The organism is Rhizobacter sp. P2_H2 (assembly GCF_056403375.1).
Map to the genome: position 1 here is coordinate 1 of NZ_JBFUFP010000016.1, position 26,526 is coordinate 26,526.

Genomic DNA, 26,526 nt, shown 5'->3' on the forward strand with positions numbered 1-26,526 from the left:
GATGAAGTACTGCAGCACGTTCAGGCCTTCACGGAAGTTCGCCGTGATGGGCGTCTCGATGATCGAGCCGTCCGGCTTGGCCATCAGGCCGCGCATGCCGGCCAGCTGGCGGATCTGCGCAGCGGAGCCGCGCGCACCCGAGTCGGCCATCATGTAGATGGAGTTGAACGACTCCTGGTCGACTTCCTTGCCGTGACGATCGAGCACGCGCTGCTTGGCCAGCTGGCTCATCATGACCTTGCCGACTTCGTCGCCGGTCTTGCCCCAGATGTCCACGACCTTGTTGTAGCGCTCGCCGGCGGTGACGAGACCCGAGACGTACTGCTGCTCGATCTCCTTCACTTCCTTCTCGGCGCGGTCGATCAGGCCCGGCTTTTCCTTCGGCACGAGCATGTCGTCGATCGCGATCGAGATGCCGGCGCGCGTGGCCAGGCGGAAGCCCGACTGCAGCAGCTTGTCGGCGAACACGACCGTTTCCTTCAGACCGCACTTGCGGAACGAGGTGTTGATCAGGCGCGAGATTTCCTTCTTCTTCAGCGCCTTGTTGATGTTCGAGAACGGCAGGCCCTTCGGCAGGATCTCGGACAGCAGCGCACGGCCGACGGTGGTGTCGACGAGCTTGGTTTCCGACACGAACTCGCCGGTCACCTTGTTCTTCGTCCACTCGGTCAGGCGCACGCTGATCTTCGCGGTGACTTCGACTGCGGCGTTGTCCAGCGCGCGCTGCACTTCGACGACGTCGGAGAAGATGATGCCTTCGCCCTTGCCGTTGATGCGCTCGCGGGTCGCGTAGTACAGGCCCAGCACCACGTCCTGCGACGGCACGATCGACGGTTCGCCGTTGGCCGGGAACAGCACGTTGTTGGAGGCCAGCATCAGCGTGCGGGCTTCCATCTGCGCTTCGATCGACAGCGGCACGTGGACGGCCATCTGGTCACCGTCGAAGTCGGCGTTGAACGCAGCGCACACCAGCGGGTGCAGCTGGATCGCCTTGCCTTCGATCAGCACCGGCTCGAACGCCTGGATGCCCAGGCGGTGCAGCGTCGGCGCGCGGTTCAGCATCACCGGGTGTTCCTTGATGACTTCTTCAAGGATGTCCCACACCACCGGCGTGCCCGATTCCACTTCCTTCTTCGCCGCCTTGATGGTGGTGGCGATGCCCATGGCTTCCAGGCGCGAGAAGATGAACGGCTTGAACAGCTCGAGCGCCATCAGCTTCGGCAGGCCGCACTGGTGCAGCTTCAGCGTCGGGCCGACCACGATGACCGAACGGCCCGAGTAGTCGACGCGCTTGCCCAGCAGGTTCTGGCGGAAGCGGCCGCTCTTGCCCTTGATCATGTCGGCCAGCGACTTCAGCGCGCGCTTGTTGGCACCGGTCATCGCCTTGCCGCGACGGCCGTTGTCCAGCAGCGAGTCGACCGCTTCCTGCAGCATGCGCTTCTCGTTGCGCACGATGATCTCCGGCGCCTTCAGTTCGAGCAGGCGGGCCAGGCGGTTGTTGCGGTTGATGACGCGACGGTAGAGGTCGTTCAGGTCCGACGTGGCGAAGCGCCCGCCGTCCAGCGGCACCAGCGGACGCAGGTCCGGCGGCAGCACGGGCAGCACGTTCATCACCATCCACTGCGGCTTGATGCCCGACTTCTTGAAGGCTTCCATCACCTTCAGGCGCTTGGAATTCTTCTTGACCTTCAGCTCGGAGCCGGTCATGTCGCCGCGCAGGCGCTCGATCTCGACATCGAGGTCCATCTCGGCCAGCAGCTTCTGCACGCCTTCGGCGCCCATCAGCGCGACGAACTCGTCGCCGAACTCGGTGCGCTTCGCGTCGTAGTCGTCTTCCGACATGATGCTGAACTTCTTCAGCGGGGTCATGCCGGGGTCGACCACCACGTACGCTTCGAAGTACAGCACGCGCTCGATGTCGCGCAGCGTCATGTCGAGCACCAGGCCCAGGCGCGACGGCAGCGACTTCAGGAACCAGATGTGCGCGCACGGCGCCGCCAGGTCGATGTGGCCCATGCGGTCACGGCGAACCTTGGTCTGCGTCACTTCGACGCCGCACTTCTCGCAGATCACGCCACGGTGCTTCAGGCGCTTGTACTTGCCGCACAGGCACTCGTAGTCCTTGATCGGGCCGAAGATCTTGGCGCAGAACAGGCCATCGCGCTCCGGCTTGAAGGTGCGGTAGTTGATGGTCTCCGGCTTCTTCACTTCGCCGAACGACCACGACCGAATTTTCTCGGGGGAAGCCAGCCCGATCTTGATGGCATCGAAATGCTCATCAGGGGTGAACTGGCGGAACAGATCAAGCAAACCCTTCATGTTCTGTTTCCTTTTCTTTAGTTGCGCTCGAGCTCGATGTCGATACCGAGCGAACGAATTTCCTTGACCAGCACGTTGAACGACTCCGGCATGCCGGCCTCGATCGCGTGCTCACCCTTGACGATGGACTCGTACACCTTGGTGCGGCCGTTCACGTCGTCGGACTTGACGGTCAGCATTTCCTGCAGCACGTAGGACGCGCCGTAGGCTTCCAGGGCCCACACTTCCATTTCGCCGAAGCGCTGGCCACCGAACTGGGCCTTGCCGCCCAGCGGTTGCTGCGTGACCAGCGAGTACGGGCCGGTGGAACGGGCGTGCATCTTGTCGTCGACCAGGTGGTGCAGCTTCAGCACGTGCATGTAGCCGACCGTGACCGGACGCTCGAAAGCGTCGCCGGTGCGTCCGTCGTACAGCGTGGCCTGGGTGCGCGTGGCCGTCAGGCCCTTGACCTTGGCGATCTCGTCCGGGTAGGCCAGCTTCAGCATGCCGCGGATTTCCTCTTCGGCCGCACCGTCGAACACCGGCGTCGCGAACGGCACGCCCTTGCTCAGGTTGCCGGCCATCTCGAGGATCTCGTCGTCGCTCAGGTGGTCCAGGCGCTCGGTCTTGCCGCCCGACTTGTTGTAGAGCTCGTCGAGGAACTTGCGCAGCTCGGCCACCTTGGATTGCGCCTGCAGCATGTCGCCGATGCGCTGGCCGATGCCCTTGCCGGCCCAGCCCAGGTGGACCTCGAGCACCTGCCCGACGTTCATCCGCGACGGCACGCCCAGCGGGTTCAGCACGATGTCGCACGGCGTGCCGTCGGCCATGTGCGGCATGTCCTCGATCGGGTTGATCTTGGACACGACGCCCTTGTTGCCGTGGCGGCCGGCCATCTTGTCGCCGGGTTGCAGGCGGCGCTTGACGGCCAGGTACACCTTCACCATCTTCAGCACGCCGGCCGGCAGCTCGTCGCCCTGCGTGAGCTTCTTGCGCTTCTCTTCGAACGCGAGGTCGAAGCTGTGGCGCGTCTGCTCCAGCGAGTTCTTGATCGACTCGAGCTGGTTGGCGATGTCGTCGTCCGCCGGGCGGATGTCGAACCAGTGGTACTTCTCGACGCTGGCCAGGTAGGCCTTGTCGATGGCGGTGCCCTTGGCGATCTTCTGCGGGCCGCCGTTGGCGATCTTGCCCGACAGCAGCTTCTCGATCCGGTCGAACGCGTCGGCCTCGACGATGCGCAGCTGGTCGTTCAGGTCGAGGCGGTAGCGCTTCAGTTCATCGTCGATGATCTGTTGCGCGCGCTTGTCGCGCTGGATGCCTTCGCGGGTGAAGACCTGCACGTCGATGACGGTGCCGCTGGTGCCCTGGTCGACGCGCAGCGAGGTGTCCTTCACGTCGGAGGCCTTCTCGCCGAAGATCGCGCGCAGCAGCTTCTCTTCCGGCGTCAGCGTGGTCTCGCCCTTCGGCGTGACCTTGCCCACCAGCGTGTCGCCCGGGTTGACCTCGGCGCCCACGTAGACGATGCCCGACTCGTCCAGGCGAGCCAGTTGCTGCTCGCTCAGGTTCGGGATGTCGCGCGTGATTTCTTCCGAGCCCAGCTTGGTGTCGCGTGCCATCACCACCAGTTCCTCGATGTGGATCGAGGTGTAGCGGTCGTCGGCGATCACGCGTTCGCTGATCAGGATCGAGTCTTCGWAGTTGTAGCCGTTCCAGGGCATGAACGCGACCAGCATGTTCTGGCCGAGCGCCAGCTCGCCGATGTCGGTCGAGGCGCCGTCGGCGATGATGTCCTCGGCTTCGACCTTGTCGCCGCGCTTGACGATCGGACGCTGGTGGATGTTCGTGTTCTGGTTCGAACGCTGGTACTTGATCAGGTTGTAGATGTCGACGCCGACTTCACCGGCCACCGTCTCGTTGTCGTTGACGCGGATCACGATGCGGTTGGTGTCGACGTAGTCCACGACACCGCCGCGGCGCGCGGCCACGACCGTGCCCGAGTCCTTCGCGGCGACGCGTTCGACACCGGTACCCACCAGCGCCTTCTCGGGGCGCAGCGTCGGCACGGCCTGGCGCTGCATGTTGGCGCCCATCAGCGCGCGGTTCGCGTCATCGTGCTCGAGGAACGGCACCAGCGAGGCGGCCACCGAGACGATCTGCGTCGGCGCCACGTCCATGTACTGGATGCGCTCCGGCGAGGTCAGGATCGATTCGCCGTTGTCACGCGCGGAGACCAGCTCGTCGATCAGCTTGCCGTCGGCGTCGAGCGAGGCGTTGGCCTGCGCGATCACGTACTTGCCTTCCTCGATGGCCGACAGGTAATCGATCTGCATCGTCACCTTGCCGTCGGCCACGCGACGGTACGGCGTCTCGAGGAAGCCGTACTCGTTGAGCTGGGCGTACAGGGCCAGCGAGTTGATCAGGCCGATGTTCGGGCCTTCCGGCGTCTCGATCGGGCACACGCGGCCGTAGTGGGTCGGGTGCACGTCGCGGACTTCGAAGCCGGCGCGTTCGCGGGTCAGGCCGCCCGGGCCCAGGGCCGAGACGCGACGCTTGTGCGTGATCTCGGACAGCGGGTTGGTCTGGTCCATGAACTGCGACAGCTGCGACGCACCGAAGAACTCCTTCAGCGCCGCGGAGATCGGCTTGGAGTTGATCAGGTCGTGCGGCATCAGCGCTTCGGTCTCGGCCTGGCCGAGGCGTTCCTTGACGGCCTTCTCGATGCGGGCGAGGCCCGAGCGGTACTGGTTCTCGGCCAGCTCGCCCACGCAGCGCACGCGACGGTTGCCCAGGTGGTCGATGTCATCGACTTCGCCGCGGCCGTTGCGCAGCTCGACGAGGATCTTCACGACGTCGAGGATGTCGTCGTTCGACAGCGTCATCGGGCCTTCCGGCACGTCGCGGCCGACGCGGGCGTTGAACTTCATGCGGCCCACGCGCGACAGGTCGTACGTGTCGGCGTTGTAGAACAGCCGGTTGAAGAGCGCCTCGACGGCGTCTTCGGTCGGCGGCTCGCCGGGGCGCATCATGCGGTAGATCGCGACGCGCGCAGCCAGCTGGTCGGCCGTTTCATCGGCGGCCAGCGTCTGCGAGATGTAGGCGCCTTCGTCCAGCTCGTTGGTGTAGAGGCACTGCATCTCCTTCACACCGGCGCTGCGCAGCTTCTTCAGCAGCGAGTCGGTCAGCTCGTCGTTCGCCTTCGCGATGATCTCGCCGGTGTCCGGGTCGACCATGTTGCGGGCCAGCACGCGGCCGACCAGGAAGTCTTCCGGCACGCTGATGAACTGCGTCTCGCTCTGCTCGATCTGGCGCGTGTGGCGCGCGGTGATGCGCTTGTCCTTCTCGACGACGACGCTGCCGTTCTTGTCGGTGATGTCGAAGCGGGCCACTTCGCCGCGCAGGCGGTCGGCGACGAACTCCATCTGGGCACCGGAGTCCATCAGGCGGAAGTTGTCGAACACGAAGAAGTTCGCGAGGATCGATTCCGGGTTCAGGCCGATGGCCTTCAGCAGGATCGTCACCGGCATCTTGCGGCGGCGGTCGACGCGGAAGTACAGGATGTCCTTCGGGTCGAACTCGAAATCGAGCCAGGAGCCGCGGTACGGAATGATGCGGGCGCTGAACAGCAGCTTGCCCGAGCTGTGGGTCTTGCCCTTGTCGTGCTCGAAGAACACGCCCGGCGAGCGGTGCAGCTGCGAGACGATCACGCGCTCGGTGCCGTTCACGATGAACGAACCGTAGTCGGTCATGAGCGGCACTTCGCCCATGTAGACCTCTTGTTCCTTGATTTCCTTGACCGTCTTCGCCTGCGGCGACTCGCGGTCATAGATGATCATCTGCAGCTTGGCACGCACCGCGGCGGCGTAGGTCAGCCCGCGCTGCTGGCACTCCCGCGTGTCGAACGCGGGCTTGGCCATGTTGAACTCGATGAACTTCATCTCCACGAACCCGTTGTGCGACACGATCGGGAAAGCGGAGAGGAAAGCGGCCTGCAGGCCTTCAGGCTTGCGTTTCTGCGGAGCGACGTCCTTCTGGAGGAAGGCGACGTACGACTCCTTCTGCATCGTCAGCAGATAGGGAACGTTGAGGACACTCTCGCGCTTGCCGAAGCTCTTGCGAATCCGCTTGCGCTCGGTGTAGCTGTAGGGGGTTGCGTGCTGCGCCATATGTGATTTCTCACTCCGTATCGGGGAACAGAGCCGGGCCCAGGCCTGCTCCCGTCGGCGACTGTCTTTCGAACATTGCGTTCGACGCTTGGTGGCTGGCCACTACCAACCGCTGGCGGACAACCCCGGCATTGCACCGGAGTCCGACCAAACCCGTTCTCTGCAGTCGGATCAGAGAACACTTGAAAAGGAGGGGAGGATCGACATTGTCGTCGTTCCCGCCCTTTCAGGTGTCCTCAGGGGGACAAACCCCTGAAGCGCAAAAGGCTGGGGCCGAAAACCGGCACCCAGCCTCGTGCTGACAGGCCGAATTACTTGATTTCGGCCTTGGCGCCAGCTTCGACCAGCTTCTTGACAGCGGCTTCGGCGTCGGCCTTGGGGATGGCTTCCTTGACGGGCTTCGGAGCGCCGTCGACCAGGTCCTTGGCTTCCTTSAGGCCCAGGCCCGTCAGTTCGCGCACGGCCTTGATGACCGACACCTTGTTCGCGCCGGCTTCGAGCAGCACGACGTTGAATTCGGTCTTTTCTTCAACGACAGCAGCAGCAGCGCCGCCGCCACCGCCGCCACCGCCGGTGGCCATGGAAGCGGCGGTCACGCCGAACTTCTCTTCGATGGCCTTGACCAGGTCGTTGAGTTCCATCACCGACATGCTGTCCAGCGAGGTCAGGAATGCGTCTTTATCGAATGCCATTTTGGTTCCTAGATATCAGGTAAAGGTTGAGAGGGTCGTCTTCAGGCCGGGACAGCTTCGGCGGCGGGGGCTGCTTCTGCAGCACCTTCGCCACGTTGCTTGGCCAGGGCGGCCAGGACGGCGGCCGTGCGCTGCACCGGTGCCATCAGCAGGCCGGCCAGCTGCGACAGCAGCACTTCCTTGCTGGGAATGCTGGCCAGGGCCTTCACGCCGTCGGCGTTCAGGACCTTGCCGGCGTACGCACCAGCCTTGATGACGAGCTTGTCGTTGCCCTTGGCAAAGTCGGCGATGACTTTGGCCGCGGCAACGGGGTCCTCGGAAAAACCGTAGATCAGCGGGCCGACGAAGCTTTCCGCAGCCACCTCGAACGACGTACCGGCAACGGCACGGCGAGCCAGGGTGTTCTTCAGCACGTGAAGGTACACGCCCTTGTCGCGCGCCTGCTTGCGCAGGGTGTCAAGGTGAGCCACGGTGAGGCCACGGTACTCGGCCAGCGCCAACGTCTGTGAACGCGCGACTTGCGCGGCCACATCCGTCACCACGGCTGCTTTCTCGTTGCGATTGAGACTCAAGGTCTGCTCCTCACACATCGTGTCCGTCCGCATGAAGCATCAGGACACACCACGATTCAGCGACCTCTGCCTTGGAACCAGGGTTCCTTGCCAGTGGGATCGCCATCTGCGCGGGCTTCGGATCGGGTGTCGCCACCGTCTCGTCGATTAAGCGGCCCGGGGGCCACGCCTGCGGTCTTGGATGACCTGGCCCGGCTTTCACCGGACCAGCCCACCAATTCATCGGACCGGCACCAGACTCGTGCCGACCCTCGATTTCTTATCTGTCGGATCGGATCAGGCGGCCACTGCGGACGCGTTGATCGAAGCGACATCGACGCGGGCGCCGACGCCCATCGTCGACGACACCGCCACCTTGCGCAGGTAGATGCCCTTGCTCGATGCCGGCTTGGCCTTGTTCAGGGCCTCGATCAGCGCGCGCAGGTTGCCCACCAGCTTGTCGGCGTCGAACGAGCGACGGCCGATGGTGCTGTGGACGATACCGGCCTTGTCGACGCGGAACTGCACCTGGCCGGCCTTCGCGTTCTTCACCGCGGTGGCCACGTCGGGCGTCACGGTGCCGACCTTCGGGTTCGGCATCAGGCCGCGCGGGCCGAGGATCTGGCCCAGCGTACCGACGATCCGCATCGTGTCCGGCGAGGCGATCACGACGTCGAAGTTCAGGTTGCCGGCCTTCACCTGTTCGGCGAGGTCGTCCATGCCGACGATGTCGGCGCCGGCGGCACGGGCTTCTTCAGCCTTGGCGCCTTGCGCGAACACCGCGACACGCTTGGTCTTGCCGGTGCCGTTGGGCAGCACGACGGCGCCACGAACGACCTGGTCGGACTTCTTGGCGTCGATGCCGAGTTGCACGGCCACGTCGATGGATTCATCGAACTTGGCGGTCGCGCATTCCTTGACGATGGCCAGCGCGTTGTCGATGGCGTACAGCTTGGTGCTGTCAACCTTGCCGGCGACGGCCTTTTGGCGTTTGGTCAGCTTGGCCATGCTCAGACTCCTTCAGTGGTCACGCCCATCGAGCGGGCGGTGCCTGCGATCGTGCGAACGGCGGCATCCATGTTGGCTGCCGTCAGGTCCTTGACCTTGGTCTTCGCGATCTCTTCGAGCTGGGCACGGGTGATCTTGCCGACCTTGTCGGTGTGCGGCTTGGCCGAGCCCTTGTCGAGCTTGATCGCCTTCTTGATCAGCACGGTCGCCGGGGGCGACTTCATGATGAACGTGAAGGACTTGTCCGCGAACGCGGTGATCACGACCGGCAGCATCAGGCCGGGTTCCAGCCCCTGGGTCTGCGCGTTGAACGCCTTGCAGAACTCCATGATGTTCAGGCCGCGCTGGCCGAGGGCCGGGCCGATCGGGGGCGACGGGTTGGCCTTGCCGGCCGGTACTTGCAGCTTGATGAAGCCGACAATCTTCTTTGCCATGATTTCTCCAGAGAGGCCTGCCTTGGCAGACGGGCCTTGAGTGCCAACGCAAGGGGCTGGTTACCCTTGCTCCTCGTACCGGTGTCTCGTCACCGGCATCAACGGGATGGCCTTTGCAAGTTGCCTTGCCGGGCCGCCATCCGGGCCCGAATTCTTCAGGCCGTCAGACCTTCTCGACCTGCGAGAAGTCGAGCTCGACCGGCGTGGCGCGGCCGAAGATCGTGACCGAGACGCGCACCTTGGACTTGTCGTAGTTGACGTCCTCGATCGCGCCGTTGAAGTCGGTGAACGGGCCTTCCTTGACGCGCACCAGTTCGCCCACTTCCCACTCGACCTTCGGGCGCGGCTTCTCGACGCCTTCCTGCATCTGGGTGACGATCTTCATCACCTCGGCTTCGGAGATCGGCGCCGGGCGGTTCTTCGCACCGCCGACGAAGCCGGTGACCTTGCTGGTGTGCTTCACCAGGTGCCAGGTGTCGTCGGCCATTTCCATCTCGACCAGCACGTAACCCGGGAAGAAGCGGCGCTCGGTCACGGCCTTCTTGCCGTTCTTCAGCTCGACGACCTCTTCCATCGGCACCAGGATGCGGCCGAACTTGTCCTGCATGCCGGCGCGGTCGATGCGCTCGCGCAGGTTGCGCTCGACGGCCTTCTCCATGCCCGAATAGGCATGCACCACGTACCAGCGCTTGTTGCCGGCCGGCGCCAGGGGCGCGGGCACGGCTTCGGCGGCGGTTTGCTCGTTGGGCTGTTGTTCACTCATCAGGATGTCCTCAACGCTTCCAGCCCAGGATCAGGTCGTACAGCACCCATTCGAGCGTCTTGTCGGTGAACCACAGGAACAGCGCCATCACGACCACGAAGGCGAAGACGTACAGCGTCATCTGGGTCGCTTCCTTGCGGCTCGGCCAGACGACCTTGCGGACTTCGCGCGACGAATCCTGCCCGAAGGCGATCAGCTGCTTGCCGCTTTCGGACGTGAAGAACAGCCCGACGGCAGCCACCAGCAGCAGCACCAGGGCGCCGACGCGCAGCCAGAGATCCTGCTTGCCGAGCGCATAGAACGCCGCCACGGCCACGATCACCAGCACGCCGGAGGCGGCGAGCTTGGCCTTGTCAGTGCCCGTGGAGACGGTTTCGACTTGTGGATTCGACATTTCGCTCTTCAAAAAACATGTGCCGCTTTTCAGCAGCAAAGCCCGCCGGGGCTTTTCGTCGCCGTGCGGGCTGCTTGGGCCACCAATCTCAACCCCACCAACTTCACCGATTGGCAGGGGCAGAGGGAATCGAACCCCCAACCTCTGGTTTTGGAGACCAGCGCTCTGCCAGTTGAGCTATACCCCTGTGGCCTTCAAACGCAAATTACTCGAGGATCTTGGCGACGACGCCGGCGCCGACGGTGCGGCCGCCTTCACGGATGGCGAAGCGCAGGCCTTCTTCCATCGCGATCGGGGCGATCAGCTTCACCGTGATGCTCACGTTGTCGCCAGGCATCACCATTTCCTTGTCCTTCGGCAGCTCCACCGCGCCCGTCACGTCCGTCGTGCGGAAGTAGAACTGCGGCCGGTAGTTGTTGAAGAACGGCGTGTGGCGGCCGCCTTCTTCCTTGCTCAGCACGTACACCTCAGCCGTGAAGTGCGTGTGCGGCTTGATGCTGCCCGGCTTGCACAGCACCTGGCCGCGCTGCACGTCTTCACGCTTCGTGCCGCGCAGCAGGATGCCGACGTTGTCGCCCGCCTGGCCYTGGTCCAGCAGCTTGCGGAACATCTCCACGCCCGTGCAGGTCGTCTTCTGCGTCGCGGCAATGCCCACGATCTCGATTTCTTCGCCGACCTTCACCACGCCGCGCTCGATCCGGCCCGTCACCACCGTGCCGCGACCCGAGATCGAGAACACGTCTTCCACCGGCATCAGGAACGCGCCGTCGATCGCRCGCTCCGGCGTCGGGATGTAGCTGTCCAGCGCATCGGCCAGCTTGAAGATCGCGCCTTCGCCCAGCTCGCCCTTGTCGCCTTCCATCGCCAGCTTCGCGCTGCCGTGGATGATCGGCGTCTTGTCGCCCGGGAAGTCGTACTTGTCCAGCAGTTCGCGAACCTCCATCTCGACGAGCTCCAGCAGCTCGGCGTCATCGACCATGTCGCACTTGTTCATGAACACGATGATGTACGGCACGCCCACCTGGCGGGCCAGCAGGATGTGCTCGCGCGTCTGCGGCATCGGGCCGTCAGCGGCCGACACCACCAGGATCGCGCCGTCCATCTGCGCCGCACCCGTGATCATGTTCTTCACGTAGTCGGCGTGCCCCGGGCAGTCGACGTGTGCGTAGTGGCGGTTCGCCGTCTCGTACTCGACGTGCGCCGTGTTGATCGTGATGCCGCGCGCCTTCTCTTCCGGCGCCGCGTCGATCTGGTCGTACGCCTTCGCTTCACCACCGAACTTCGCCGACAGCACCGTCGTGATCGCCGCCGTCAGCGTCGTCTTGCCATGGTCCACGTGACCGATCGTCCCAACGTTCACGTGCGGCTTGGTCCGCTCGAATTTGCCTTTTGCCATTTTTCGCGCTCCTAGCGGTCGAGATTGACAGTGCTGAAAAAACTGGTGCCCATGGCGCGGATCGAACGCGCGACCTCTCCCTTACCAAGGGAGTGCTCTACCACTGAGCCACATGGGCAGGTCTCTTGTGTCCTGTCGACACAGGGCTGACAACCTCAGGCAGTCAAGCCTCTGACGACATCACAACGTCTCCGTGAAGATCCGTGGAGCGGGAGACGGGAATCGAACCCGCGTCATTAGCTTGGAAGGCTAGGGTTCTACCATTGAACTACTCCCGCCCGGGAGCCCCACCCGCCCCGGCCAGAACCCCATCGACACATCGAGGGAACCCGACCGGAACGGTCTTGCAACAACAACGTCTAGCGGTCTAGCAACTTACAGAATATGTTTCGCCGTGGTGGAGGAGGCTGGATTCGAACCAGCGTAGGCGTAAGCCAACAGATTTACAGTCTGCCCCCTTTAGCCACTCGGGCACCCCTCCGCGGCGAACTCGGGACTATACATCGAGTTGGTGACACTGGCAAACCAGGGCTGCAAAAAATGACCTCGCCACAGCCGTCGACGCCCGGATAATCGCGCCCGCCCCAGCATTTCCCGCGGGCGATCCGGAGGAGAGAACCCCATGACCAAGACCATCCTGGCCGCCGCGGTGCTCGCGTTGTCGGCCTCCGCCCAGGCACAGAGCCAGTACCCGTCCGACACCGGCCCAGGCCCTGGCGTGCGGATTCGCCCGTTCCTCGGCCTCGGCCTGACCTGGGGCGGCGACAAGCTCGACTCGGTCGAGTTCGAGGACGGCCACAGCACGTCGATCCGCGCCGGCGGCCTGGTCGACGTGAAGGCCGGCGTCGACGTGCATTTCGACAGCCCGTTCTCGGCGCAGATCAGCGTCGGCTACCACTTCCAGACGATCCGCGGCGAGACGCGCTCCGGCGACGACGGCCGCAAGACCTTCGAGCGCTACCCCGTCGAGGTGCTGGGCCACTGGGACCTGAGCGACCAATGGCGCCTCGGCGGCGGGCTGCGCTGGTCGCAGAACGCGAAGTTCTCGTCCAGCGGCGCGCTCGACGTGGGCAATGTCGAGTTCGACTCGTCGACCGGCGTGGTGGTCGAGGGCGAGTACTTCGTGAGCCGCGCGGTCGCGCTGAAGCTGCGCGCGGTGCACGAGAAGTTCACGCTGAAGGGCTATTCGACCGCGCCGGAATACGACGGCAGCCACGTCGGCTTCTACGTCAGCTACTACTTCAACTGAGCCTGGCGCGCCTGGGCCCTCACCGGCTCCAGTCGATCGCGCCGCCGTGGGCCGACAGGTGCCGTTGCGCGGCACCGAAGTGCCCGTTGCCGATGAAGGGCACCGGCGGGCGCCGCGCCGACAGCGGCGACGGGTGGTTCGACGCCAGCACCAGCGCATCGGGCCCACCCTGCTCGCGGATCAGCGGCCCGAACTGCTGGGCATGCGCGCCCCACAGCATGTAGACGCAGGGCCGGCGCCGSCCCGCGACCGCGGCGACGATGCGCTCGGTCAGCGGCTCCCAGCCATGGCGTGCGTGGCTCGCCGGCGCGGCCTGCTCGACGGTCAGCGTCGTGTTCAGCAGCAGCACGCCCTGCGCGGCCCAGCCGGACAGGTCACCCGTCGCCGGCGCCTCGCCGAGATCGCGCACCAGCTCCTTGAGGATGTTGCGCAGGCTCGGCGGCAACGCGACGCCGGCCGGCACCGAGAACGCGAGCCCATGGGCCTGGCCCGGGCCGTGGTACGGGTCCTGCCCGAGGATCAGCACGCGGACCTCCGGCAAGGCCGTCAGTTCCAGCGCGCGCAAGGGCTCGGGCGGATAGACCACCGCCCCCTCGGCCACGCGCCGGTCGACGAACTCGACCAGGCCCTGCCCGGCCGCCGATTCGCGCCAGGGCCGCAGCACCTCGCGCCAGCCGAGCGGCGCGGCATCGAGCACCTGCGCCAGCGGCGCCTTCAGCGAGCCCTCCCCGCTCACCGGAACAGCTCGGCCAGCGCCACGCCCGGATCCGGCGCGCGCATGAACGCCTCGCCGACCAGGAAGGCATGCACGTTCGCGTCGCGCATGCGCTGCACGTCGGCGCGCGCGAGGATGCCGCTCTCGGTCACCAGCAGCCGGTCGCCGGGCACGTGCTTCAGCAGCCCGAGCGTGGTGTCGAGCGTGACCTCGAAGGTGCGCAGGTTGCGGTTGTTGATGCCGACCAGCGGCGTCTTCAGGCGCAGCGCGCGGTCGAGTTCGGCGCCGTCGTGCACCTCGACCAGCACCGCCATGCCGAGCGCCTGCGCCTGCGCTTCCAGGTCGGCCATCTGCGCATCGTCCAGCGACGCGGCGATCAGCAGGATGCAGTCCGCCCCCATCGCACGCGCCTCGAACACCTGGTATGCATCGATCATGAAATCCTTGCGCAGCACCGGCAGCGCGCAGGCGGCGCGGGCGGCCTTCAGGTAGTCGACCGAGCCCTGGAAGAACTGCCGGTCGGTCAGCACGCTGAGGCAGGCGGCGCCATGCTTCTCGTAGCTGGCAGCGATCTCGGCCGGCACGAAGTGCTCGCGCAGCACGCCCTTGCTGGGGCTCGCCTTCTTGACCTCGGCGATCACCGCCGCCGAGCCGGCGGCGATCTTGCCGCGCAGCGCCTTCGCGAAGTCGCGCAGCCCGCCCAGCGATTCCGCCTCGCGGCGCACCGAGGCTTCGTCGCGCAGCTTGCGGGCCGCCGCGATCTCTTCGCGCTTGACCGCGTTGATCTTGTCGAGGATGTCGCTCATGCTGCCTTCAACTTGTTGGTGACGGCCACGAACTGGCTCAGCTTGGCCAGCGCCTTGCCCGAGGCCACCGCCTCGCGCGCCATCCGCACGCCCTCGGTCACCGACGACGCGACGTTCGCGCAATACAGCGCCGCGCCGGCGTTCAGCAGCACGATGTCGCGCACCGGCCCGTCTTCGTTCGCGAACGCGCGCTGGATGCACTGCACCGACTCGGCCTTGTCGGCCACCTTCAGCACGCGGGTGTCGTAGACCGGCATGCCGAAATCGCTCGGGTGCACCATGTACTCGCGCACCTCGCCGTTCTTCAGCTCGCCGACCAGCGTCTCGCCCGACAGCGAGATCTCGTCCATGCCGTTCATGCCGTAGACCACCATCACGTGCTCCGAACCCAGGCGCTGCAGCACGCGCACCTGGATGCCGACGAGGTCGGCGTGGAACACCCCCATCAGCTGGTTCGGCGCGCCGGCCGGGTTGGTCAGCGGCCCGAGGATGTTGAAGATCGTGCGCACGCCGAGCTCCTTGCGCACCGGGCCGGCATGCTTCATCGACGCATGGTGGTTGGGCGCGAACATGAAGCCGATGCCGCATTCCTGCAGGCACTGCGCGACCTGTGCCGCATTCAGGTCGACGTTGGCGCCGAAGGCCTCGAGCACGTCGGCGCTGCCGGAACTCGACGACACGCTGCGCCCGCCGTGCTTGGCGATGCGCGCGCCGGCCGCGGCCGCGACGAACATCGCGGCGGTCGAGATGTTGAAGGTGTGCGCCGCGTCGCCGCCGGTGCCGCACAGGTCGACCAGGTGCGTCGTGTCGGCCACCACCACCGGCGTCGCGAACTCGCGCATCACCTGCGCGGCGGCGGCGATCTCGCCGATGGTTTCCTTCTTGACGCGCAAGCCCAGCGACAGCGCGGCGATCATCACCGGCGACATCTCGCCGCTCATGATGCGGCGCATCAGCGTCAGCATCTCGTCGTGGAAGATCTCGCGGTGGTCGATGACGCGGGCCAGGGCTTCGGTGTTGCTGATGGTCATGGTTCGTCTCTCGAGGATTCAGGCGCTCATGTGCTCGCGCACCGCGGCGATCGCGCGGTCGACGCCGGCGGCATCGACGTCGAGGTGCGTGACGAAGCGCAGCCGGTACAGGCCGGTCGCCAGCACGCCGCGCGCCTTCAGGTGGTCGAGCAGGCCGGCAGCCTTCGGGCCTTGCACGTCGACGAACACGATGTTGGTCTGCGGCGGCTCGACCGCGACACCCGGCACGTCGCGCAGGCCGGCGGCCAGGCGCTGCGCGAGCGCATGGTCGTCGGCGAGGCGCTCGACATGGTGGTCCAGCGCATGCAACACCGCGGCCGCCAGCACGCCGGACTGGCGCATGCCGCCGCCGAGCATCTTGCGCCAGCGGTGCGCGCCGCGGATGAAGGCCTTCGAGCCGACCAGCGCCGAGCCGACCGGTGCGCCGAGCCCCTTCGAGAAGCAGACCGACACGCTGTCGAAATGCGCCGCGATCTCGCGCGCGGCGATGCCCTGCTTCACCGCGGCGTTGAAGAGCCGCGCGCCGTCGAGGTGGGTCGCGAGGCCGCGCCGGCGTGCCAGGCCGGTCGCATCGGCCAGGTAGGCCTGCGACAGCACCTTGCCGCCGAGCGTGTTCTCGAGGCACAGCAGGCGCGAGCGGGCGAAGTGCGCGTCGTCGGGCTTGACGGCGGCGTCGATGTCGGCGAGCGCCAGCGTGCCGTCGGGCTGGTGCTCCAGCGGTTGCGGCTGCACACTGCCGAGCACCGCGGCGCCGCCGCCTTCCCAGCGGTAGGTGTGGGCCATCTGGCCGACGATGTATTCATCGCCGCGGCCGCAGTGGCTCATGATGCCGATCAGGTTGCTCTGCGTGCCGGTCGGCACGAACAGCGCCGCCTCTTTTCCGAGCAGCGCGGCGATGCCCTCCTGCAGCGCGTTGACGGTCGGGTCGTCGGCGAACACGTCGTCGCCGACCTCGGCGCAGGCCATCGCCTCGCGCATGGCCGGTGTCGGCCGGGTGATGGTGTCGCTGCGCAGATCGACGACGCCGTTCATCCGCGCAACTCCAGGAAGTTCTTCAGCATCGCGTGCCCATGCTCGGTGAGGATCGATTCGGGATGGAACTGCACGCCCTCGAGCGGCGTCTTCGTGCCGGCCAGCGCGGTGTGGCGCACGCCCATGATCTCGTCGTCCTGCGAGGTCGACGTGATCTCCAGCTCGGCGGGCAGCGTGTCGCGCTCGATCACCAGCGAGTGGTAGCGGATCACGGTGAACTGCTGCGGCAGCTCGGCGTACACGCCGCGCCTGTCGGTGGTGATGATGTCGGTCTTGCCGTGCATCTGCGTCTTCGCGCGGATGATCCTGCCGCCGAGCGCCGCGCCGATCGCCTGGTGCCCGAGGCACACGCCGAGGATCGGCAGCTTGCCGGTGAACTCGCGGATCGCGTCGACGCAGATACCGGCCTCGGCCGGCGAGCACGGGCCGGGCGACAGCACCAGCCGCTCGGGTTTCAGTTCGCGGATGCCGTCGAGCGTGATCTCGTCGTTGCGGAACACGCGCACGTCCTCGCCGAGCTCGGCGAAGTACTGCACCAGGTTGAAGGTGAAGGAGTCGTAGTTGTCGATCATCAGCAGCATGTGCTCAGGCCTCTGGATTCAGTGGGTTCGGGGCGACCGGCTGCCGTAGGCTGGGTCGCGGCGGAAGACTGGGGCGCCGCGTGCGGGCGCCATGAGGTGGGTTCAGGTCGTTGGCTTGCGCCAACGCCAACCGCGGAGCGTCGCTGTGAATGAACGCGTGGAGACCATGGGGCCGCATTATGGCTGCGCGCCGGGCTTCAGGGAAGACGGCGGGTATCATGCCGCCCACGTTGGTGCTCGCCGCGGCCGTCCGGTCGCGGCAGTGAAACGGGAATCAGGAAGACGAGCCCTGCCGGGGCGGATCCAACCTGAGCTGCCCCCGCAACGGTAAGCGGACGCCCTCCCCGGAGAGCGCTCCCGTGCGAATCGACCCACTGTCGGCCCCGGCCGATGGGAAGGGTGCACGGGAGACGTCCGCCAGCCCGGAGACCGGCCAACCCAGTGGGTGCGCGCCCGCGGCAACGCGGCGCATGCCTGTTCACGAAACCCTGCGGGGAAGCAGGGCGACGGCCGGTCTGTTGCGAGTTGTCCTTCGATGCAAGTCCCCGAGCTGCGCCCCGTGCGCTGCCCTGCCCTGCTGGTGTCCGCGCCCGCATCGGGCCAGGGCAAGACCAGCGTCACCGCCGCGCTGGCGCGCCTGCACGCCCGCCGCGGCCGCCGCGTGCGGGTCTTCAAGGCCGGGCCCGACTTCCTCGACCCGATGATCCTCGCCCGCGCCAGCGGCGCGCCCGTCCACCAGCTCGACCTGTGGATGGGCGGCGAGGCGCACTGCCGCGCGCTGCTGCATGACGCCGCGCAACATGCCGACCTGATCCTCGTCGAGGGCGTGATGGGGCTGCACGACGGCACGCCGTCCAGCGCCGACCTTGCGCTGCGCTTCGGGCTGCCGGTGCTGACGGTGATCGACGGCAGCGCGATGGCGCAGACCTTCGGCGCCATCGCGCACGGCCTCGCGAGCTACCGCGACGGCCTGACGCTGGCCGGCGTGCTCGCCAACCGCGTCGCCGGCGACAGCCACGCCGCGCTGCTGCGCGAGAGCCTGCCCGCCTCGATGCGCTGGTGGGGCGCGTTGCCGCGCGACGAGCAGATCGCGCTGCCCGAACGCCACCTCGGCCTGGTGCAGGCGGCCGAGCTCGATGACCTCGACGCCCGCCTCGACCGCGCCGCCGACGCGCTCGGCCCCGAGGCCGGCGAGCTGCCGCCCGCGGTCAGCTTCGAGCCCGGCAGCGCAGTGCCTGCCGAGCCGCTGCTGCGCGGCGTGCGCATCGCGGTGGCGCGCGACACCGCGTTCTCGTTCCTCTACACCGCCAACCTCGCGCTGCTGCAGGCGATGGGCGCGAGCCTCGCGTTCTTCTCGCCGCTGCACGACACCGCGCCGCCGCCCTGCGATGCGGTCTGGCTGCCGGGCGGCTACCCGGAGCTGCACCTCGATGCGCTGGCCGCCAACCGCTTCATGCACGAGGCGCTGCGCGAGCTGCACGCCGCCGGCACCCCGATGCTGGCCGAGTGCGGCGGGCTGTTGCTGCTGCTGCAGGCGCTGACCGACTTGCAGGGCCGCCGCGCCGCGATGGCCGGGCTGCTGCCGGGCCACGCCGCGATGCAGACGCGCCTGGCCAGCATCGGGCTGCACGAGGCCGGGCTGCCCGAGGGCACGTTGCGCGGCCACAGCTTCCACTACTCGCGACTGGAATCGCCGATGGCCCCGCTGTGCACCACGCAGCCGATGCGCGCCGGCCGGCGCGGCGAAGCGGTGTACCGCAGCGGCCGGCTGACGGCCTCGTACTTCCACGCCTACTTCCCGTCCAACCCGCAGGCCGTCGCACGCCTGTTCACGCGATGAGCACGCCCCCAGGCCGCGTCTGGTTCGTCGGCGCCGGCCCCGGCGACCCCGAGCTGATCACCGTCAAGGGCCGCGCGTTGATCGAGCGTGCCGGCGCGATCCTGTTCGCCGGCTCGCTGGTCAACGAGGCCGCCACGCGCTGGGCGCCGCCCGGCTGCGCGATCGCCGACAGCAAGGACATGACGCTCGGGCAGATGGTCGCGTGGCTGACCGGGCAGGCCGCGCGCTGCGACACCGTCGTGCGGCTGCAGACCGGCGACCCGGCGCTGTACGGCACGCTGATCGAGCTGGTGCAGCCGCTCGACGCGGCCGGCATCCCGATCGCGGTGGTGCCGGGCGTGTCGTCGGCGATGGCCTCGGCGGCCGCAGCGGTCGAGAGCTTCACGCTGCCCGAGGTCACGCAGACGGTGATCTTCACGCGCGTCGAAGGCCGCACGCCGATGCCGCCGGGCGAATCGCTGGCCGAGCTGGCGGCGCACCGCTGCACGCTGTGCATCTTCCTGTCGATCACGCTGCTGCACCGCATCGAAGCCGGCCTGCGCGAGGCCGGCTGGGCCGAAGACGCGCCGATGCTGGTCGTGCACAAGGCGAGCTGGCCCGGCGAGGAACGCATCGTGCGCGGCACGCTGGCCACCATCAAGCAGCAGTGCCGCGAGGCCGGCATCGTCAGCCAGGCGATGGTCATCGCGAGCCCCGCGCTCGGCGCGCGCGGCTGGGCCGAGCTCACCAAGTCGAAGCTGTACGACGCCGCATTCACCCACCGCTTCCGGAAAGCGACCGCCCCATGAAAGACACCATCCTGCTGGTCGGCCACGGCTCGCGCGAGAAGAGCGGCAACGACGAGATCGAGCAGTTCGCCGCGCTCTGGCGCGCGCGCCACCCGCACTGGCGCACCGAGCTGTGCTTCATCGAGTTCGCCGAGGTCGAGGTCGAGGACGGGCTGGACCTCGCGGCGGCCGGCTCGGAGCGCGTGATCGTCGTGCCGCTGATCCTGAACGCGGCCGGCCACGTCAACGTCGAGATCCCGTCGCACATCGCGCGCGCCCGGCTGCGCCACCCCGGCGTGCGCTTCGACTACGCGCCGCACCTGGGTGTCAGCGAGCCGGTGCTCGCGATCCTGCGCCGCCAGCTGAAGCAGTGCATGCAGCAGCTGGACGTGCCCGACCCGACCGGCACCGGCGTCGTGCTGCTGGGCCGCGGCGCGTCGAACAAGGAGGCGAACGGCGAGATGGCGCGCATGACGCGCTGGCTGTTCGAGGAAGGCGACCACGAGCTGGTCGACCTGGCCTTCACCGGCATCGCCTGGCCGCGGCTGGAGCGCGTCGTGCAGCGCCAGGTGCAGCTCGGCATGCGCCAGGTCATCGTGCTGCCGTACTACCTGTTCACCGGCACGCTGATCCAGCGCATCGGGCGGCAGGTGGAGCACCTGCGCATGCAGTACCCGCAGGTGCGCTTCGCGCTCGGCACCCACTTCGGCTTCGAGCCGGAGATCGCCGGGCTGCTGGCGCAGCGCGTCGAGGCACTGCTGCAGGGCACGCTGCATGCGGTGCCGGTCAGCGCGGAGGCGGCGCTGTGGGAGGCGCACCAGCACGACCACGAGCCGCATGGGCACGAGCATGCCCACGACCATCACCATCCCCACGATCACGACCACGCGCATGAGCATGACCACGCCCAACACGGTCACTGAGCAGCTCACGCGCGCCGGCCAGGCGATCGAGCACGACAGCTTCGCGGTGATCGACCGCGAGGTCGGCCCGCACGACTACGCGCCGCACCAGTGGCCGATCGTGCGCCGCATGATCCATGCGAACGCCGATTTCGACTTCAACGGCCTCACCGCCTTCCACCCGCGCGCGGTGACGGCCGGCCTTCACGCGATCCTGTCCGGCCGCTCGCGCGTGGTGGCCGACGTCGAGATGATCTGCGTCGGCCTGTCGGCGCCGCGGCTCGCGCACTTCGGCATGCGCACGCACCAGTTCATCGCCGATGCCGACGTGATCGCGCAGGCCAGGGCCGACGACACGACGCGCGCGGTGCAGGCGATGCGCAAGGCGCACCGGCTCGGGCTGCTCGATGACGCGGTCGTCGGCATCGGCAATGCGCCGACCGCGCTGATCGAGCTGGTGCGGCTGATCCGCGACGAAGGCGCGAAGCCGGCACTGGTCGTCGGCATGCCGGTCGGCTTCGTGTCGGCGGCCGAGTCGAAGGAGCTGATGTCGCAGGTCGACGAGGTGCCGTGGATCGTGATCCGCGGCCGCAAGGGCGGCTCGACGCTGGTGGTGGCCGCGATCCACGCGCTGCTGAGCCTGGCGGAGGCCGCACAGACATGATGGAGAAGACCGTCAAGCGCGGCACCCGCACCGGTTTCACGACCGGTGCGTGCTCGGCTGCGGCCGCGCGCGCGGCGGTCCTCGGCCTGGTCGACGGCGCGGTGCCGCCGTCGGTCGAGGCGCTGCTGCCGAACGGCCAGCGCGTGCGCTTCGACGTGAACGACGGCCAGTGCGACGGCAGCGCCGCGCATGCGATGGTGATCAAGGACGCCGGCGACGACCCCGACTGCACCGACAAGGCCCACCTGACCGCCGACGTGCTGCGCCTGCCCGGCGCGGCCGGCGAGGTGGTGCTGCTCGGCGGCTTCGGTGTCGGCACCGTGACGATGGCCGGCCTCGGCCTCGCGGTCGGCGGGCCGGCGATCAACCCGGTGCCGCGCCGCAACATCGAGGAGAACGTGCGCGAGGCCGGCAGCGCGCTGCTCGCGAGCGACGGCCTGCAGGTCACGATCTCGGTGCCGCAGGGCCTGGAGATGGCGAAGAAGACGCTGAACGCGCGGCTCGGCATCCTCGGCGGCATCTCGATCCTCGGCACCACCGGCATCGTCAAGCCCTACAGCACGGCCGCCTATCGCGCGAGCGTGGTGCAGGGCGTCGAGGTCGCGGCCACCACGGGGTCGGACACCGTCGTGCTGACCACCGGCGGGCGCACCGAGAAATTCGCGATCGCCGAACTGCCCGGCCTGCCGGAGGCCTGCTTCGTGCAGATGGGCGACTTCCTGCGCTATGCGCTCGACGCCGCGATGAAGGCGAAGCTGCGCCGCGTCGTGATCGGCGGCATGGTCGGCAAGCTGACGAAGATCGCGCAGGGCGAGACCATCACGCACGCGAACCGCGCCGAGGTCGACACCGACCTGCTGGCCGCGATCGCCGCCAGCATCGGCGCACCGCCCGACGAATGCGCCGCGATCGCCGCGGCCGAGACCGCGCGCTTCGCCGCCGAGCGCATGGCGGCGCTGGGCCTGATCGATGCCTTCCACACCGCACTGGCGCGCAAGGTCGTCAGCACGGTGATGGGGCGCTACCCGAACCGCTTCCGGCTCGACGTGCTGGTCTGCGATTTCGACGGCAAGAAACTCGCTGAGGCGACTTCCCATGAATGATTCGACACACGCCTCCCACTTGCGCCCGCCGCGCTGCCGCATCGTCGGCGTGCTCGACGACGGCGCCGCGAGCCTGGGCGCTCCGGCCCTGCAGGCACTGGCCGATGCCGACCTGGTGATCGGCGCGAAGCGCACGCTGGCGCTGCTGGAATCGCGCATCCAGCCCGAGGCCGAGCGCCGCGCGATCGGCGGCCTGGCGGCCGTGGCCGAGGACATCCGCCAGGCCCAGGCCGCCGGCAAGCGCTGCGTGGTGCTGGCCACCGGCGATCCGCTGTGCCACGGCATCGCCGGCTACCTCGGCATGCAGCTGTGCCTGGACGCGATCGAGGTGCTGCCCAACCTGTCGACCATCCAGCTCGCCTGCGCCCGCGTCGGGCTGGTGTGGCAGGACCTGAAGATCGAGAGCGTCCATGCGAAGGACGCCGGCGAATGGCCCGGCCCGGGCGCCGAGCCATCGCACGGCTTGTACGCGCTCGCGCAATCGCTGCGCCGCCATGCGCGGCTGGCGGTGCTGACCAGCCCCGACAACACGCCCGACCGCATCGCGCGGATGATGCAGGCCGAAGGCCTGACGGACGATTTCCAGATCGCGGTTGCCGAGCGGCTGCTGCAGGCCGGCGAGCGCATCGTCACCGGCCTGTCGATCGCCGAAGCGGCGCAGGCGCGCTTTGCGGATCCGAACGTCGTGCTGCTGTGGCGCCAGTCGGCGCGGGCCACGCCGGTGCGCTTCGGGCTGCCCGACGCGAGCTACGAGCAGCGCCATCCGGACAAGGGCCTGATCACGAAGCTGGAGGTGCGCGCGGTCTCGCTCGCGCGCCTGCAGCTGCGCGAGGACAGCATCGTCTGGGACATCGGCGCCGGCTCGGGCGCGGTCGGCCTGGAGGCGGCGCGGCTGTGCCCGGCGGGCCACGTCTACGCGATCGAGAAGAACGAGGACGACGTGGCGATCGCCGGCCGCAACCGCGCCGCGATGGGCGTCGGCAACCACACGCTGGTGCACGCCAAGGCGCCGCAGGCGATGGACGGCTGGGCCGACCCGGACGCGGTGTTCATCGGCGGCTCGGGCGGCGAACTGGCCGAGCTGATCGCGTTGTGCCTGCGGCGGCTGCGCGCGGGCGGGCAGCTGGTGATGAACTTCGTGACGATCGAGAACCTGGGCACGGCCACCGCGACGCTGGCCGAGCTCGGCGCCGACTGGGATGTCGTGATGCTGCAGGCGTCGCGCAGCAAGCCGATCCTGCACATGCACCGGCTCGCGGCGGAGAACCCGGTGTGGGTGGTGTGCGCACGAAAGGCTTCCACATGACGCTGGGTCGATTGATCGGCGTGAGCCTCGGCCCGGGCGATCCGGGCCTGATCACGCGCGCCGCGTGGGCGCAGCTGGCGCGCCGCGACACCGTGTGGACCTACCCGACGCGCAGCACCAAGACGCCGAGCTATGCGTTCGACATCGTCACGCGCGCCGAGCTGCCGCCGCCGGCCGAGCACCTGCCGCTGCTGTTCCCGATGACGCACGACGAGGAGAAGCTGCTGCGCAGCTGGCACCGCGCCGCCGACACCGTGCTGCCGCTRCTGCGGGCCGGGCGCGACGTGCTGTTCCTCGTCGAGGGCGATGCCAGCACCTACGCGACCTTCGGGCACCTGGCGCGCACCGTGCGGTCGAGGGACGAGCGCATCGCGGTCGACACCATCGCCGGCGTCAATGCATTCAATGCGGCCGCGGCCACGCTGGGCCGCCCGCTCGGCGAGCAGGACGACACCATCGCCGTCGTGCCTGCGGCCTACGGCGTCAGCGCGCTCGACCGCCTGCTCGGCGATTTCGACACGCTGGTGCTGATGAAGGTGAAGCCGCTGATCGAGGACCTGCTCGACTGGCTGCAGCAGCGCGAGTTGCTGGCCGACGCGGCCTTCATCGAACGCTGCGGCGCACCCGACGAACGCGTGCTGCGCGGCGCCGGGATGCTGTCGCTGCGCGGCCAGAAGGTCAGCTACCTGTCGCTGATGCTGGTGCACAACCACCTGCGCGTGCGCGGTGAACGCATCCGCGGATGCCTCAAGAAATCCAGCCCGGAGACCCTCGATGACTGACCCCCGCATCGCGATCGTCGCGATCACCAAGCACGGCGCCGCACAGGCTGCGCAACTGGCCGCGCAGCAGCCGCGGGCCCACATCGTCTGCGCCGACAAGTTCCGCACGGCCTTCGACGGCCTCGCGAACCCGCTGCGCGCCTACACCGCCGCGCTGCGCGACGAGATCGGCCCGCTGTTCGCCGCCTACGACCAGCTGATCTTCTTCGTCTCGCTCGGTGCCGTCGTGCGGCTGATCGCGCCGCACCTGAAGTCGAAGGACGAGGACCCCGGCATCACCGTCGTCGACGATGCCGGCCAGTTCGTGATCCCGGTGCTGTCGGGCCACGTCGGTGGCGCCAACGCCTGCGCCGAACAGGTGGCAGCGCTGCTCGGCGCGACCCCGGTGCTGACGACCGCCTCCGACGTCGGCAAGACCATCCCGGTCGACATCCTCGGCCGCGAGCTCGGCTGGTCGGTCGAGGCGCCGAAGCTGAACATCACCCGCGTCTCGGCCCACGTCGTCAACGGCGAGCCGATCGCCTTCGTGCAGGAAGCCGGCAGCCCCAACTGGTGGACGCGGCCGACACCGCTGCCGGCCAGCATCCACCGCTTCGAACGCTTCGAGGACGTCGACCTGGCGCGCTTCAAGGCGGTGCTATGGGTCACGCACCGCGCGATCGACGCTGCGTTGTGGCAGCAGTTGAACGAACGGCTGGTCGTCTACCGCCCGCCGGCCGCAGAGGCTGCCGCATGAGGGTCGCGCTCGGGCTCGGCTGCGACCGCGGCACGCCGGTCGAGACGCTGTCGCGCGCGGTCGGCGAGGCGCTGGACCTGGCCGGCGTCGCGCTCAGCGACGTGGCCGCGGTGGCGAGCATCACGCTGAAGTCGAACGAGCTCGGCCTGCTCGACCTGGCCGCGCAGCGCGGCTGGTCGCTGCACTTCTACGACGCCGCCGAACTGGCCGAGGTGAAGGTGCCCAACCCGTCGGAGACGGTGCGGCGCTACACCGGCACGCCATCCGTCAGCGAGGCGGCCGCGTTGCTCGCGGCGGGCGCCGCGCCGGCCAGCTCGTTGCTGGTCGAGAAACACATCCTGCGTGGCGACGACGGCCGCCACGCGACCGTCTCCGTCGCGCGCTGCAGATAACTCTCCATCCCCTTTGAAAGGAACGACATGAACCCGCAACAAGCCCTTCAACCCACCGTCTCCTTCCCCGCCACCGCCTCGCGCGGCCTGCTGCGCCAGCTCGCCGCCGGCGCGCTGCTCGGCGTCGTGATGCTGTACGGCGTCGCGTTCGCCGAGAGCCCGCTCGCGCACAACGCGGCACACGACGTGCGCCATGCCACCGGCCGTCCGTGCCACTGAGCGGGAGCCGATGATGCTGTTCCGACGCCTGGTGTGGTGTGCACTGCTGGTCGCCTTGGCGGTGGGCAGCCTGCAGTGGGTCGTGCAACGCTGGCAGGCGGTGCCGATCATCCTCGCGGCCGAGGAGTTCGAGGTGCAGAAGTCTGCCGCGCCGGCTGCCCACGAGCACACGGCAGAAGAGGCCGCCCACGCGCACCACCATGACGTGGACTGGACACCCGCCGACGGCCTCGAGCGCAGCTTCTGGACCTGGGTCGCCAACCTGCTGAATGCGTTCGCGCTCGCGCTGCTGGTGTTCGCGGCGATGGGGGCGTGGGCCTGGAAGCGCGGGCTGTCGGCTGGGGCCTGGCGACTCGCCGCGGCCGTGGCCGCGACCGGCTGGCTGAGCCTGCACCTGTGGCCCTCGCTCGGCCTGCCGGCCGAGGTGCCGGGCATGGAGGCTGCCGACCTGCGCCTGCGGCAGCTGTGGTGGCTGCTGGCCGCCGGCAGCGCGCTGTCGGCCTGCGCGCTGGTCGCGTTCGGCCGCAAGCCCTGGCGCTGGGCCGCTGCCGCGGCCTGGCTCGCGCTGCCGTTCGTGATCGGCGCGCCGCAGCTGATCGGCGACCCGCTCGGCGCGTTCAGCGGCGAGGCCCACCAGCGCCTGCAGGTGCTGGGCCGCGATTTCGTGCTTGCGACGCATGTGTCGGCCTCGCTGTTCTGGCT

Annotated in this window: 26 protein-coding genes, 4 tRNA genes and 1 riboswitch; of the genes, 12 read left to right on the forward strand and 18 right to left on the reverse strand. The window is 68.1% G+C overall.

Annotation, left to right across the window (positions count from 1 at the left end):
* The 13 genes from rpoC to AC1D15_RS02820 form a co-directional block, all read right to left on the reverse strand.
* Positions 1-2,319 (reverse strand): DNA-directed RNA polymerase subunit beta' (gene rpoC, locus AC1D15_RS02760; protein WP_477824833.1); only part of this gene is annotated, 2,319 nt, incomplete at its 3' end.
* Between the two features lie 17 nt (positions 2,320-2,336).
* Positions 2,337-6,461, reverse strand: coding sequence for a DNA-directed RNA polymerase subunit beta (gene rpoB / locus AC1D15_RS02765; protein ID WP_477824834.1), 4,125 nt, complete (start codon positions 6,459-6,461; stop codon positions 2,337-2,339).
* 311 nt (positions 6,462-6,772) lie between these two features.
* Positions 6,773-7,153, reverse strand: a complete 381-nt coding sequence (rplL, locus tag AC1D15_RS02770) for a 50S ribosomal protein L7/L12 (RefSeq protein ID WP_047510954.1) — start codon at positions 7,151-7,153, stop codon at positions 6,773-6,775.
* Positions 7,154-7,194: 41 nt separating this feature from the next.
* The gene (gene rplJ / locus AC1D15_RS02775; protein ID WP_047510976.1) at positions 7,195-7,725 is read right to left on the reverse strand and encodes a 50S ribosomal protein L10; all 531 of its coding nucleotides are present in this window, start codon (positions 7,723-7,725) and stop codon (positions 7,195-7,197) included.
* Positions 7,726-8,001: 276 nt separating this feature from the next.
* On the reverse strand, positions 8,002-8,712 hold the full coding sequence (gene rplA / locus AC1D15_RS02780) for a 50S ribosomal protein L1 (protein ID WP_047510951.1): 711 nt from the start codon (positions 8,710-8,712) through the stop codon (positions 8,002-8,004).
* Positions 8,713-8,714: 2 nt separating this feature from the next.
* Positions 8,715-9,146: a 50S ribosomal protein L11 gene (gene rplK, locus AC1D15_RS02785; protein ID WP_047510949.1), complete on the reverse strand. Its 432-nt coding sequence runs from the start codon at positions 9,144-9,146 to the stop codon at positions 8,715-8,717.
* A 163-nt stretch (positions 9,147-9,309) separates the two neighbouring features.
* Positions 9,310-9,909, reverse strand: coding sequence for a transcription termination/antitermination protein NusG (gene nusG / locus AC1D15_RS02790; protein WP_052204971.1), 600 nt, complete (start codon positions 9,907-9,909; stop codon positions 9,310-9,312).
* A 10-nt stretch (positions 9,910-9,919) separates the two neighbouring features.
* The gene (gene secE, locus AC1D15_RS02795) at positions 9,920-10,303 is read right to left on the reverse strand and encodes a preprotein translocase subunit SecE (RefSeq protein WP_047510946.1); all 384 of its coding nucleotides are present in this window, start codon (positions 10,301-10,303) and stop codon (positions 9,920-9,922) included.
* Positions 10,304-10,414: 111 nt separating this feature from the next.
* Positions 10,415-10,490 (reverse strand) — tRNA-Trp (locus tag AC1D15_RS02800).
* An 18-nt stretch (positions 10,491-10,508) separates the two neighbouring features.
* Entirely contained in the window at positions 10,509-11,699 is a 1,191-nt protein-coding gene (gene tuf / locus AC1D15_RS02805) for an elongation factor Tu (protein WP_047585659.1), read from the reverse strand.
* A 43-nt stretch (positions 11,700-11,742) separates the two neighbouring features.
* Positions 11,743-11,817 (reverse strand) — tRNA-Thr (locus AC1D15_RS02810).
* Positions 11,818-11,903: 86 nt separating this feature from the next.
* Positions 11,904-11,977, reverse strand: a tRNA-Gly gene (locus AC1D15_RS02815).
* Between the two features lie 117 nt (positions 11,978-12,094).
* Positions 12,095-12,180, reverse strand: a tRNA-Tyr gene (locus AC1D15_RS02820).
* Between the two features lie 141 nt (positions 12,181-12,321).
* Between AC1D15_RS02820 and AC1D15_RS02825 the strand changes: the two genes are divergently transcribed.
* Positions 12,322-12,948 carry an outer membrane beta-barrel protein gene (locus AC1D15_RS02825; protein ID WP_047510388.1) on the forward strand — a complete coding sequence of 209 codons (627 nt, stop codon included), beginning with the start codon at positions 12,322-12,324 and terminating at the stop codon, positions 12,946-12,948.
* A gap of 19 nt (positions 12,949-12,967) precedes the next feature.
* Here the strand turns inward: AC1D15_RS02825 and AC1D15_RS02830 are convergent, their stop codons facing one another.
* Genes AC1D15_RS02830 through AC1D15_RS02850 form a run of 5 tightly spaced genes read right to left on the reverse strand, consistent with a single transcriptional unit; the run spans position 12,968 to position 17,113 of the window.
* Positions 12,968-13,684: a uracil-DNA glycosylase gene (locus AC1D15_RS02830; RefSeq protein ID WP_477824835.1), complete on the reverse strand. Its 717-nt coding sequence runs from the start codon at positions 13,682-13,684 to the stop codon at positions 12,968-12,970.
* Positions 13,681-14,469: an indole-3-glycerol phosphate synthase TrpC gene (trpC, locus tag AC1D15_RS02835; protein ID WP_465114948.1), complete on the reverse strand. Its 789-nt coding sequence runs from the start codon at positions 14,467-14,469 to the stop codon at positions 13,681-13,683. The genes AC1D15_RS02830 and trpC overlap by 4 nt, the downstream gene beginning before the upstream one ends.
* Positions 14,466-15,500 carry an anthranilate phosphoribosyltransferase gene (gene trpD / locus AC1D15_RS02840; protein ID WP_047510395.1) on the reverse strand — a complete coding sequence of 345 codons (1,035 nt, stop codon included), beginning with the start codon at positions 15,498-15,500 and terminating at the stop codon, positions 14,466-14,468. Before trpD ends, trpC begins: the two co-directional genes overlap by 4 nt.
* An 18-nt stretch (positions 15,501-15,518) precedes the next feature.
* A complete protein-coding gene (gene ltaE, locus AC1D15_RS02845) occupies positions 15,519-16,532 on the reverse strand; it encodes a low-specificity L-threonine aldolase (RefSeq protein WP_477824836.1) in 1,014 nt (337 codons plus the stop codon).
* The gene (locus AC1D15_RS02850) at positions 16,529-17,113 is read right to left on the reverse strand and encodes an anthranilate synthase component II (protein WP_477824837.1); all 585 of its coding nucleotides are present in this window, start codon (positions 17,111-17,113) and stop codon (positions 16,529-16,531) included. Before AC1D15_RS02850 ends, ltaE begins: the two co-directional genes overlap by 4 nt.
* Before the next feature lie 214 nt (positions 17,114-17,327).
* A riboswitch (cobalamin riboswitch) is annotated at positions 17,328-17,565 on the forward strand.
* Positions 17,566-17,648: 83 nt separating this feature from the next.
* Here AC1D15_RS02850 and AC1D15_RS02855 point away from each other — a divergent pair.
* From AC1D15_RS02855 to AC1D15_RS02905, 11 genes are all read left to right on the forward strand, one after another.
* Entirely contained in the window at positions 17,649-18,953 is a 1,305-nt protein-coding gene (locus AC1D15_RS02855) for a cobyrinic acid a,c-diamide synthase CobB (protein ID WP_477824838.1), read from the forward strand.
* The gene (gene cobM, locus AC1D15_RS02860; protein ID WP_047510403.1) at positions 18,950-19,741 is read left to right on the forward strand and encodes a precorrin-4 C(11)-methyltransferase; all 792 of its coding nucleotides are present in this window, start codon (positions 18,950-18,952) and stop codon (positions 19,739-19,741) included. Before AC1D15_RS02855 ends, cobM begins: the two co-directional genes overlap by 4 nt.
* Positions 19,738-20,643, forward strand: a complete 906-nt coding sequence (locus AC1D15_RS02865; RefSeq protein WP_477824839.1) for a sirohydrochlorin chelatase — start codon at positions 19,738-19,740, stop codon at positions 20,641-20,643. The genes cobM and AC1D15_RS02865 overlap by 4 nt, the downstream gene beginning before the upstream one ends.
* Positions 20,618-21,286, forward strand: coding sequence for a precorrin-8X methylmutase (locus AC1D15_RS02870; protein WP_465114937.1), 669 nt, complete (start codon positions 20,618-20,620; stop codon positions 21,284-21,286). Before AC1D15_RS02865 ends, AC1D15_RS02870 begins: the two co-directional genes overlap by 26 nt.
* Positions 21,283-22,389: a cobalt-precorrin-5B (C(1))-methyltransferase gene (locus AC1D15_RS02875; protein WP_477824840.1), complete on the forward strand. Its 1,107-nt coding sequence runs from the start codon at positions 21,283-21,285 to the stop codon at positions 22,387-22,389. The genes AC1D15_RS02870 and AC1D15_RS02875 overlap by 4 nt, the downstream gene beginning before the upstream one ends.
* Complete coding sequence (gene cbiE, locus AC1D15_RS02880; protein WP_477824841.1) at positions 22,382-23,695, forward strand: precorrin-6y C5,15-methyltransferase (decarboxylating) subunit CbiE; 1,314 nt, start codon at positions 22,382-22,384, stop codon at positions 23,693-23,695. Before AC1D15_RS02875 ends, cbiE begins: the two co-directional genes overlap by 8 nt.
* Positions 23,692-24,477, forward strand: a complete 786-nt coding sequence (gene cobI, locus AC1D15_RS02885; RefSeq protein ID WP_477824842.1) for a precorrin-2 C(20)-methyltransferase — start codon at positions 23,692-23,694, stop codon at positions 24,475-24,477. The genes cbiE and cobI overlap by 4 nt, the downstream gene beginning before the upstream one ends.
* A complete protein-coding gene (locus AC1D15_RS02890; RefSeq protein ID WP_477824843.1) occupies positions 24,470-25,213 on the forward strand; it encodes a cobalamin biosynthesis central domain-containing protein in 744 nt (247 codons plus the stop codon). The genes cobI and AC1D15_RS02890 overlap by 8 nt, the downstream gene beginning before the upstream one ends.
* Entirely contained in the window at positions 25,210-25,605 is a 396-nt protein-coding gene (locus AC1D15_RS02895; RefSeq protein WP_047510420.1) for a cobalamin biosynthesis protein, read from the forward strand. Before AC1D15_RS02890 ends, AC1D15_RS02895 begins: the two co-directional genes overlap by 4 nt.
* A gap of 27 nt (positions 25,606-25,632) precedes the next feature.
* Positions 25,633-25,824: a CbtB domain-containing protein gene (locus AC1D15_RS02900; protein ID WP_477824844.1), complete on the forward strand. Its 192-nt coding sequence runs from the start codon at positions 25,633-25,635 to the stop codon at positions 25,822-25,824.
* A 13-nt stretch (positions 25,825-25,837) separates the two neighbouring features.
* A partial coding sequence (locus tag AC1D15_RS02905) for a CbtA family protein (protein WP_477824845.1) occupies positions 25,838-26,526 on the forward strand: 689 nt, incomplete at its 3' end.